Genomic DNA, 9,652 nt, shown 5'->3' with positions numbered 1-9,652 from the left:
CGCCTGCCGGCAGGCGCACAAACCACACCGATGACCTACACCGGCAAGGACGGCCAGCAATACGTGCTCGTCGTGGCTGGCGGTCACGGCTCACTGGGCACCAAACAGGGTGACTACGTGATGGCGTTCAAACTGCCGAAGTAATGCGTTGCTGAGGTGGATAAAAAGCGGCTGCCGGGAGGTAGCCGCTTTTTTTTGTCGCCACTGAAGCAGGGTCCCGATTGCGCCAACTACCTCGTTCCGGACGCGCTGCGTCAGCTCTTGAATGTGCGGTGCGGCGCAGACCTGTGACGCGGAGTGTCTCTAAATGCGTGCCAACGCGGAGCATTGGCACGATAGTGTTTACACGATTATCGTTCCGGACGCGCTGCGTCCGCGCCCCAGTGCGCAGGGCTAGCGAGCTTTGGCGCTGCTTTTGTCACTGGCGCGCAGAATGTCGCTCCAGCGGCGGACCAGGTAGTTGTGCTCATTCATGACCGAGTTCCACACGGCGATGTGGCCCATGCGCTCTTCGTAGGAACCGCCGTCGCGGATCTCGCCGGCGTCAATCAGTGGCAGACCGTCGCTGCCAAGCAGCTGTTCGCGGGCAGGCAGTCCGGCGTACCAGTAATCCCATTCGGCAGCGCTGAGGTGATCCCGGCTGCGCGCCGGATTGCCGATGTAGTACCCCTGCCGCGCCATCACCGCACCAGGCCAGCCCGACAGCCACCAGTTCAGGTACGCATAGGCGGCATCCAGCACCGGGCCCGTGGCGTGGCGTGACAAGGACAGCCCGCCGAACCAGCCACGATAACCCTCTTTGGGCACCGCCACGCGGTACTTCACACCCGCACGGTGCAGCCTGACCAGGGTCGGCGACCAGAGGCTCTGGATGTCGATGGTCGGGCTGAGCATGAGTTCAGCGGCCTCTTCGTCATCCGACCAGAATGCACCAAAGTGCCCTTGCTGCTGTTTACGTACCAGCACCTCAGCCAGCAGGTCGATCTCCTCGATGCTCATGTTGCCGATATCCTTGAACATCGCCAGGCCCGCGCCCTGCACGGCCAGCGCGGCATCCAGCGCGCCGATGGCAGCGTCGCTTTGCAAGGCGATGCGCCCGCCCCACGCAGGGTCGAGCAGCCAGCCCCAGCTTTCGTCCGCAGGGCTCAAGCCGTCCGGCAAGCGCTCGGGGCGGTAGGCAAAACTGTCGGCGTTATGGGTCAGCGGCAACATACTGATGCGCTCGGTCACCGCACTGCCCAGACTGCCGTCATGCTGCACGAACAAACGCTCGCTGGGCACGCTGCCGCTGCCGGGTTGATCGGTGGGTCGCAACCGGCCCCGCTTGGGCAGGTCGTTGATTTCGTGCCAAAGCGCGATGCGCCGCGTGTCGATGGGTTGGATCGCTCGGGCAGGCCAGACGAAATCGACGTTATGAAACCACTGGTCGTAGAGATCGTAGCTATCTGGTTGCATGACCGCGATGCGTTGCGCGGTCTGCACATCATGAATCCGGTAGATCAGTTTGATGCCCAGCTCCTGCTCGGCCCGCTCGCGCAGGGATTCAAGCAACGTCACGGAGGTACCGAGCACACGCAAGGTGATGGTCATGCTGCTGACTCATTGAGCGGCGGCGCAAAACTGCTGGAAAACACTTCGAACGAGCGTCGCAGTGCGTCCGCCTCCAGACCGCGCAAGATAAACACCAGCCGCGAAGTACGATCCTCACCTGGCCAGGCCGCCAGATGCACCGGTGCATGCAGGCAATGCTGCACACCATGAATCACGATGGGAGCCTGGTTGTCGTTCACGTTGAGCAGTCCTTTGACACGGAGGATTCGTTCGCCATGGCATCTTAACAGCATCGACAGCCACACCCCGAAACCGACCCAGTCCAGAGGGCGTTCGAAGGTCAGGCAACAGACCTGCGCATCACCATGCCGAGCGGTGGTAGACAGCACTCGATGCAGTTGCCAGCGAGTCACTTCAGTGGCCGGCTCATCACTGCGCATGCCCTCGCCAAGCAGCAGCTGGTCTCCACTGTGGATCTGCGCGGTATCCCGCAGCGGTGCAGAAAAATTGAGCGTTTGCAGACGCCGACGCAGTGCCTCTCGCGCAGGCTCATCGATCATATCGGTCTTGCTCAGCAACAGCCGGTCCGCCGCAGCGACCTGAGCCAGCCACTCTGGATGCAGACGCTCCTGCAGTGCGGCGTGACAGGCGTCCACCAAGGTGACGATCAGGCCGACATGGAAGCGTCCGCGCAATTGCGGATCGTTGCTCAGCGTGGTGAGAATCGGGGCCGGATCAGCCAGCCCGGTGGTCTCCAGAATCACCCGGCGAAACAACGGAATCTCCCCACGATTCCGCCGTTCCAGAAGACCGAGCAACGCGTCTTTCAATTCGCCACGAACGGTGCAGCAGACACAACCGCTCGGTAACAGCACGGTATCCGGAGCGACCTCTTCAACCAGCAGATGATCGATACCGACATCACCGAACTCGTTGATCAGCAGCGCCGTCTCGCCCATGTTTTCATCGGCCAGCAGGCGCTTGAGCAACGTGGTTTTGCCACTGCCGAGAAAACCGGTAATCACATTGAGAGCAATGCTCATGAGGACCTCTGCAAATGGTCGAGCAAACGGGGGTCAAGCGGGTCCAGCGGCCGGCCGACGAGCAGCTCGGCTTTCTGCCAGAGCTGCTCCAGACCGGTCGCCAGTTCCTGTTTGCCGGTGGCACCCAGCAGAAGGTAGGAAACGCCCTGAAAGTCTTCGACCTTGAGACGAAACGGCGCGACCACCTTGTTAATCGCGGCAATGCGCCGCAAACGCTCGCGCCGACGAGGCAGTTCGGCTGCCAGCGGATCGCTCCAGTGCACGTCTTCGCCCAACAGCCCGCACAATCCACACATCAGGTGTTCTCCAGCAGTTATGGCATGACATCGCCGGAGTTGGGGCCCAGTGTCTGGCCGACGAACAGATTGCCGCCGGGTTCGCTGGCCAGCAGTACCGCCACCGGCGCGACCTCTTCAGCCAGACCAAAACGTCCCAGCGGCAACTCGGCCGCCTTGGCGGTTTTCCAGGCGCTGCTGATCCCGGCGACCAGCGGGGTCTCGATAGGGCCGGGAGCGATGGCATTGACCAGCACGTTGTCTTTCGCGACTTCCAGCGCGAGGGATTTGCTGAAGCCGATCACCCCGGCCTTGGCGGCGGCGTAATGGGTCAGCTCGGCACCGCCCTTGATCCCCAGTTGCGAGGCAACGTTGATGATGCGCCCCCAGCGCTGGGCAATCATGTGCGGCAGCGCGCGCTGGCTGGCCACGAACACGCTGGTCAAATCGATGCGCAGCATGTCGTTCCACATGTCGAGGTTCAGGTCGACGCAACGCGCCTGAGTCAGCATGCCGGCATTGTTGACCAGAATATCGATACCGCCGAAATGCTCGACACAGGCATCCACGCCGGCCTGCGCACCGGCGGCACTGCCGACATCGGCTACGCACGTCTGCACATCGGCGCCAAGCTGCCGGCATTGTTCTGCGACCTTTGCCAGGCTATCGGCGTCTCGATCCCCCAGCACCAGACGTGCGCCTTCTGCCGCATAAGCGCGGGCGATGGCAGCGCCGATGCCACTGCCTGCTCCGGTGATGACGGCGCGTTTTTGTTTGAGTTGTTGCATGGGTCGGGTTCCTGTTCCTGGGTTGAGGGTGTGCGATCTAGCCCGGCCAGCGTACGGTCAGGCCGCCGTCGATCACGATGCTTTGCCCGGTCAGGTAACTGGCTTCGTCGCTGCACAGAAAACGCACCAGCGCGGCGACTTCATCCGCACGACCGACACGGCCCAGCGGTATGGCGCTGGCTGCCTGAGCCAGGCCCTCCGGCCCCAGCGAGTTCTTGCTGTCCAGCGATTGCGGCGTTTCGATCAACCCCGGAATCACGGCATTGCAGCGGATGCCCTTCGCCGCGAGTTCCACCGCCAGCGAACGGCACAACCCCGGCACACCCGCCTTGGCCGCTGCGTAATGTGAATGGTCCTGCCAGCCATAAACACCACCGGCGATCGAGGAGATCGCTACCAGCGAACCGCCCTCGCCCATATGCCGGGCGGCGGCGCGAAAGGTACGCATCACGCCGGTGAGGTCCACGTCGAGCATCTCGTTCCAGCGTTCGTCCGTCATTTCCAGCAAGGGCGCACGACGTAACAATCCGGCATTGGCCACCGCGTAATCGATTCGGCCATAAGCCTTGATCGCAGCGGCGGCCAGATCATCGACCGACGCTGTGCTGGTCACGTCCAGCGGCAGCATCACACATTCGCCACCCGCCTCCTGCACTCGCCGCCGGGTATCTTCAGGGTCATGCGGGTCAGCCGGATAGAACCCGCCTGCCACCGCCACACCGTGCCGGGCGAAAGCCACTGCCAGCGCCTGGCCGATGCCGCTGGCGGCACCGGTTACTACTGCAACTTTACGAATCATGTGCTGCTCCTCATTTCACGGTTTCAGGTCGCACGTGTCTGGCCGCAAACATCAGTGCACCCGACAGGAAGCAAGGCAGTGCGCCGAAGTACAGTGCCGAGGTCTGCCAGTCACCGCCAGCGCTCAGAACCGATGTGGCACCGAAACCCGCGACCACAGCACCGAGTGGGCCCATGGCATGGATGATTGCGCCGCCCGTTGCACGAATGCTGGTCGGAAAGCTTTCGCTAATGAAGAACAATGCCGCCGAGTACGGACCGATCAGGAAGAACAGCCCCAGGCTGTACAAGCCGACCACCATCACCATGTTGCTTGGCCCGTAAAGCATGCCGGCAAACGCCAGGCCGCCGAGCATCCAGCCAAGACCGATGACATTGCGGCGACCGATCCGGTCACCCATCCAGCCGTGACACAGGTAACCGCAATAGCCCACCAGGTTGGACAGCACCAGGATGATCAGCGAGTTTTCGAAAGAGATGTGGTGAACACTGACGATCACTGTCGTGCCCAGAACGCTGAACACCTGAATGGCCGCCCAATTGAGCAGGATCGCAGCACCGATCACCAGGGTTGCGCGCAGCGATGTACCGCGAAAGGCAGCGCCGATACCGGCTTTGCTGTGTTCGTCGTAATCGATGCCGTACGTCTGCGCCACAGCCTGCGCCTGGCTGAGGTCGCCCTTCTTGCGCAATTGGGTAATGCGTTGATGGATCTGGAACTGCGGGCTCTCCTTGAGCTTGCGCGCCATGATCGCGATGACAATGGCCGGGATGGCCGCGAACACGAAGCACCCCTGCCAGCCGATAATCGGCAGCAGCACCGCGGTAAGACCGGCCGCGATCAAGGCACCCACCGGCCAGCCGCCCTGCACCAGACTGTAGATGAAGCCACGCCGCTTGGTCAGTCGCGGATCGTCGGACGCTGCGTAGATTTCGCTCAGATAGGTCGCGTTGACCGTTTCTTCCGCATAGCCCAGACCGCCCAGCGAACGAATAAGGATCAGCGGCGACTTGCCCCAGGATCCACCGATGGCCGTAAGCGCCGAGCAGATCGCCGAGCCACTCACGGTAAAAATGATACCCACGCGCCGTCCCAGGCGATCTACCAGCGGGCCGATGGCCAGCGCCACCACCGCTGTGCCGACCGCGACCCAGGTCGCAATTTCGGCCTGTTCGACCTCACTCCAGCTGAAATGCCGACCGATTTCCGGTAGCAGCGTGCCAAACAGAATGAAGTCATATACCGCAAACACCCACGCGAAAAACGCAATCCATGTGGCGAACCGCACTTGCTCCGGAGTCAGTTGCTCAGGTTTCCAGCCGGTCAGGTCGAGCTTGTTGTAAATGGACATGAGTGACGCCTCGGACAGGGCAATGTATCAACGGGTACGGGGGTTACGACGCACGAAGTCGTCGGCGATCTCGTCGAAAGTGACGAACTTGACGCCTGCATGGCTTTGAATGTGCTCGATCAAGCGCTCCAGCATCAGCAGCACTTGCGGGCGACCAGACACGTCCGGGTGAATGGTCATGGTGAATACGGCGTGTTCATGCTCGCGATATACCCAGTCGAACTGGTCGCGCCACATTTCTTCAAGGTGTCGGGGGTTCACGAAACCGTGACTGTTGGGTGCCTTTTTGATGAACATCATCGGAGGCAGGTCATCGAGGTACCAGTTGGCCGGGATTTCCACCAGATCGGTTTCTTCGCCGCGTACCAGCGGCTTCATCCAGGTGTCAGGGTGCTGGCTGTAATCGATTTTGGTCCATTTGTCGCCCACGCGAACGTAGTAGGGATGAAAGTCGTTGTGCATCAGGCTGTGGTCGTACTTGATGCCTTTCTTGAGCAACAGCTCATTGGTAACGTTGCTGAATTCCCACCAGGGAGCGACATAGCCGGTCGGGCGCTTGCCGGTCATTTGCGTAATCAGCTCGATGGACTTGTCGAGAACGATCTCTTCCTGCTCCGGAGTCATCGCAATCGGGTTTTCATGGCTGTAACCATGCACGCCGATTTCATGTCCGGCATCTGCCACAGCCTTCATCTGCTCGGGGAACGTCTCCATCGAGTGGCCCGGTATGAACCAGGTGGTGCGCAGGCCGTAACGCTCGAACAGCTTGAGCAAACGCGGTGCCCCCACTTCACCGGCAAACAGCCCGCGCGAGATATCGTCCGGCGAATCCTCTCCGCCATATGAGCCGAGCCAGCCTGCAACCGCATCCACATCCACACCAAACGCACACAGAATTTCTTTGGCCATCTTTGTTCTCCCACGGGTTAATCAGAACGGCTTCGCGGTGTACCGTGCGCGCCGGTTTGCAATTCACAGAGTGTTCAAGATGCTGCGATCAACGCTTCTACGGTCAGCGCTGCGCGCAGCAGCCGTGCGTCTTCCCCTGCTGGAGCGCTGAGCAACAGGCCGGTGGGCAAGCCCGAGGCATCGCGACCACTGGGCATCGAAACGCCGGGCATATTCAGCAGGCTGCCCGGCATGGTCAGGCGCAGCGTGGCAAGGTTGGTTTGAATGAACAGCTCTTCGTCGTTCAGCAGCGGCGCGAGCGGCGGAGCCACGTGAGCAACGGTCGGGGTAACCAGCAGCGCGCCGTCCAGTTCAACGGTCAACTGCTCCTGTAATCGTTCCCGCGCGGCGTACAGATTGACCAGCAGGCTGGCCGGCATGTGACGTGCTGCCTCCAGGCGCTTGCGAACTCTGGGGTCGAGCTGACTGGCGGCGTCGCTGTCGAGCAACGACTGATGCAACGCGAATGCTTCGGCAGCACCAAGCCAGCCTTGCTGCTGAATCAACTGCAACGTGGCCTGAAATGCCTGACAATCCCGCACCTCGATCACGGCGCCGTTGTCTTGCAGAACGCCAATGGCACGAAGCAGATTGTCGCGAACCGCAGGTTCGACACGGTGGTCTTCCAGCACCGCCTTATCGACCAGAAAACGCTGGCTGGCCACGCTGCGAGGTGTTAATGACGAAGGCTTGCTGCGCGCGCAAAGCAGGTCGTCGATCACCAGTGCATCGCGCACACTGCGTGTCAGCGGGCCGATACTGTCCAGTGTCAGGGCCAGCGGGAAGACACCGTCACGGCTGTAGCGGCGACTGGTGCTGCGAAACCCGACGAGACCATTGAACGCTGCCGGAACACGGATTGAACCGGCGGTATCGGTACCCATCGCAATCGGCACGATCCCGGCAGCGACGGCAACCGCCGAGCCCGAGGATGAGCCACCCGGAATGCGGGGCGAACTGTCGCTTGCAGGGTTGACCGGCGTACCGAAATGCGGGTTCAGGCCCAGCCCGGAATAGGCGAATTCGCTGAGATTGGTCTTGCCCAGACTGACCATCCCGGAGCGCGCCAGCAGCCCCACACCGGGCGCATCCAGCAAGGCAGGCGAAAGGTTGTTGCGCAAGGCGGCACCGGCCGTCGTAACGCAGCCCGCCACGTCGAACAGATCCTTCCAGGCAATCGGCACACCGTCGAACGGGCTTAATGGCTGCCCGTGTTTCCAGCGCGCAGCGGACGCTTCGGCTTCCCTGCGTGCACGCTCGATACTCATGGAGATAAACACATGATCGACTTCGGTCGCCTGTTGCAAGGCGCTTTCCAGAGCCTGCAGCGGGTCACTGCGCCCCTGTGCGAAATCCTCGGCCATTGCGCAGGCGTCACGAGTGGCAATGTGGTTCCCGGTGTCGTTCATAAGCACGCGGCCTTTAAAATGTACTTATTAATAAAATGTACATTTAATAAAGGCAGATTCCATGCCAATCTACGCCAGCACCCTTCCCGGCCTTATTGCCGATCAGGCCCCGGCAGTCTGGAACCGCCGTGCTAGAACCGTTCCTGAAAGACCGGAGATGAGGCACGGCGACGATTCTTCAGAGCACATAATCGTCATAAAGAAATAATGTATCTTTTACAAAAGGTACATTTCAGTGCAAAAAAGTAACGGTGGCCCCATGAGCGAGCATCAGGACGTGGCCCAGGGTGACAGCGGCGCATCTGTGCGAGAATTGCCCGTCAATCGCCAGAAGTGTATGAAACCGATGTCAGAAGAGGACACGCGCACCGCGTCGCGTTACGCCATGATCCGTGAGGTGTTGCGTAACGCAATCGTCTCGGGTGCGGCCGCCAATGGACTGGTGCTGCTTGAAGCACCGTTGGCAGAACTGTTCGGCACCAGTCGGGTACCCGTGCGCAAGGCGCTTAATCTGCTGCATGAAGAAGGTCTGATCAGCCGCTTCGATGGCCGCGGCTATCTGGTCAATCCTGACGCTCGGGAAGTCGAGCCGCTGCGGCTGAGCCTGAGCCACAAGCAGTTCGGGCTGGACAGCAGCGAAGAGCTGGTCGACACCCGCCCGCTCGGCGAGCGGATTCATGAAGAGATCGGCGCGGCGCTGTCGGCCTGCATCGCCTTTGGTCACTATCGGCTGGATGAACAGACTGCCGCGCAGCATTACGGGGTCAGCCGCGCGGTGGTTCGCGAGGCGCTGATGCGTTTGCGTGATCGCGGCCTGGTGGAGAAAGAGCCTTACTCGCAGTGGCTGGCGGGGCCGCTGACAGCTCGGGAAATCACCGAAGATTATGAACTGCGCGCCTGCCTCGAGCCTGAAGCTCTGCGCCAGACCGCGCCACAATTGAGTCGCGAAACCCTTGAAGCAATGCTGGCCAGGGTCATCCAGGCGCAAAATGCCGACCATTGCAGCCTGGAGGAGATAGAACGCCTTGAGGACGACCTGCACCAGCAATGCCTGGGAGGCCTGCAAAACCGCAAGATCGCCACCCTGATCAGCCAGGCGCAGAGCCCGATGATTATCAACAGGATTTTCTACCGGCTGCTGAGTATCGGCGCCGACGAAGCGATGCTGGCCGAACACCGGTTGATCATCGAACTGCTGCTGCACGGAGCGTTTGATGCCGCCGCCCTGAACCTCAAGGAACACCTGCTACGCGCCCGACAGCGCATGCTGCAACGCCTGAAAGTGCTGTCGGTGCTGCCGGAGCAGGAAGTGCCGGGGTATCTGACGCGGTTGAGTTGAGGCGGGGCTGGAAGATTCATTGCACACGCTCCAGTGGGAACGCTGTTCTGGACGCTCTGCGTCCGATCCCGAGCACGCGCGCGGCGGCGATTTGTGACGCGGAGCGTCACGAACGGCATGCCAACGCAAAGCATTGGCACGATAGTGTT

10 protein-coding genes are annotated in these 9,652 nt (G+C 61.2%); 2 read left to right on the top strand and 8 right to left on the bottom strand.

The window, feature by feature from the left end; all coding sequences use genetic code 11:
• Positions 1 to 144, top strand: a 144-nt coding sequence (locus tag ALO80_RS32400) for a hypothetical protein (protein ID WP_162839033.1), incomplete at its 5' end; no start/stop codon positions are given.
• Positions 145 to 393: 249 nt separating this feature from the next.
• Here the strand turns inward: ALO80_RS32400 and ALO80_RS02015 are convergent.
• The 8 genes from ALO80_RS02015 to ALO80_RS01980 all read right to left on the bottom strand — a co-directional run bounded on the left by ALO80_RS02015 (position 394) and on the right by ALO80_RS01980 (position 8,164).
• Positions 394 to 1,590: an ABC transporter substrate-binding protein gene (locus ALO80_RS02015; protein WP_055007748.1), complete on the bottom strand. Its 1,197-nt coding sequence runs from the start codon at positions 1,588 to 1,590 to the stop codon at positions 394 to 396.
• Entirely contained in the window at positions 1,587 to 2,594 is a 1,008-nt protein-coding gene (locus ALO80_RS02010; RefSeq protein ID WP_055007747.1) for a CobW family GTP-binding protein, read from the bottom strand. Before ALO80_RS02010 ends, ALO80_RS02015 begins: the two co-directional genes overlap by 4 nt.
• Entirely contained in the window at positions 2,591 to 2,890 is a 300-nt protein-coding gene (locus ALO80_RS02005) for a hypothetical protein (RefSeq protein ID WP_054984230.1), read from the bottom strand. The genes ALO80_RS02010 and ALO80_RS02005 overlap by 4 nt, the downstream gene beginning before the upstream one ends.
• 17 nt (positions 2,891 to 2,907) lie before the next feature.
• Positions 2,908 to 3,657: an SDR family NAD(P)-dependent oxidoreductase gene (locus tag ALO80_RS02000; protein ID WP_055007746.1), complete on the bottom strand. Its 750-nt coding sequence runs from the start codon at positions 3,655 to 3,657 to the stop codon at positions 2,908 to 2,910.
• Between the two features lie 37 nt (positions 3,658 to 3,694).
• Positions 3,695 to 4,456: an SDR family NAD(P)-dependent oxidoreductase gene (locus ALO80_RS01995; RefSeq protein WP_055006410.1), complete on the bottom strand. Its 762-nt coding sequence runs from the start codon at positions 4,454 to 4,456 to the stop codon at positions 3,695 to 3,697.
• Positions 4,457 to 4,466: 10 nt separating this feature from the next.
• On the bottom strand, positions 4,467 to 5,807 hold the full coding sequence (locus ALO80_RS01990; RefSeq protein WP_054984233.1) for an MFS transporter: 1,341 nt from the start codon (positions 5,805 to 5,807) through the stop codon (positions 4,467 to 4,469).
• A gap of 27 nt (positions 5,808 to 5,834) precedes the next feature.
• A complete protein-coding gene (locus ALO80_RS01985; protein WP_004658231.1) occupies positions 5,835 to 6,716 on the bottom strand; it encodes a polysaccharide deacetylase family protein in 882 nt (293 codons plus the stop codon).
• Between the two features lie 74 nt (positions 6,717 to 6,790).
• Positions 6,791 to 8,164 (bottom strand): amidase, encoded by a 1,374-nt coding sequence (locus ALO80_RS01980; protein WP_055007745.1) that lies wholly within the window; start codon positions 8,162 to 8,164, stop codon positions 6,791 to 6,793.
• Between the two features lie 346 nt (positions 8,165 to 8,510).
• Between ALO80_RS01980 and ALO80_RS01975 the strand changes: the two genes are divergently transcribed.
• The gene (locus tag ALO80_RS01975) at positions 8,511 to 9,503 is read left to right on the top strand and encodes a GntR family transcriptional regulator (protein ID WP_375232994.1); all 993 of its coding nucleotides are present in this window, start codon (positions 8,511 to 8,513) and stop codon (positions 9,501 to 9,503) included.
• Positions 9,504 to 9,652: the final 149 nt, after the last annotated feature.

Origin of the sequence: Pseudomonas caricapapayae (assembly GCF_001400735.1) — a bacterium.
GTDB lineage: Bacteria > Pseudomonadota > Gammaproteobacteria > Pseudomonadales > Pseudomonadaceae > Aquipseudomonas > Aquipseudomonas caricapapayae.
Note: the sequence above shows the minus strand (reverse complement) of the source record. Positions and strands in the feature narration are given on the sequence as shown.

Bases quoted from the DNA above. Each gene is read 5' to 3' on its own strand.
- ALO80_RS02015 (WP_055007748.1), bottom strand. From the start codon at position 1,590: ATGACCATCACCTTGCGTGTGCTCGGTACCTCCGTGACGTTGCTTGAA.
- ALO80_RS02010 (WP_055007747.1), bottom strand. From the start codon at position 2,594: ATGAGCATTGCTCTCAATGTGATTACCGGTTTTCTCGGCAGTGGCAAA.
- ALO80_RS02005 (WP_054984230.1), bottom strand. From the start codon at position 2,890: ATGTGTGGATTGTGCGGGCTGTTGGGCGAAGACGTGCACTGGAGCGAT.
- ALO80_RS02000 (WP_055007746.1), bottom strand. From the start codon at position 3,657: ATGCAACAACTCAAACAAAAACGCGCCGTCATCACCGGAGCAGGCAGT.
- ALO80_RS01995 (WP_055006410.1), bottom strand. From the start codon at position 4,456: ATGATTCGTAAAGTTGCAGTAGTAACCGGTGCCGCCAGCGGCATCGGC.
- ALO80_RS01990 (WP_054984233.1), bottom strand. From the start codon at position 5,807: ATGTCCATTTACAACAAGCTCGACCTGACCGGCTGGAAACCTGAGCAA.
- ALO80_RS01985 (WP_004658231.1), bottom strand. From the start codon at position 6,716: ATGGCCAAAGAAATTCTGTGTGCGTTTGGTGTGGATGTGGATGCGGTT.
- ALO80_RS01980 (WP_055007745.1), bottom strand. From the start codon at position 8,164: ATGAACGACACCGGGAACCACATTGCCACTCGTGACGCCTGCGCAATG.
- ALO80_RS01975 (WP_375232994.1), top strand. From the start codon at position 8,511: ATGTCAGAAGAGGACACGCGCACCGCGTCGCGTTACGCCATGATCCGT.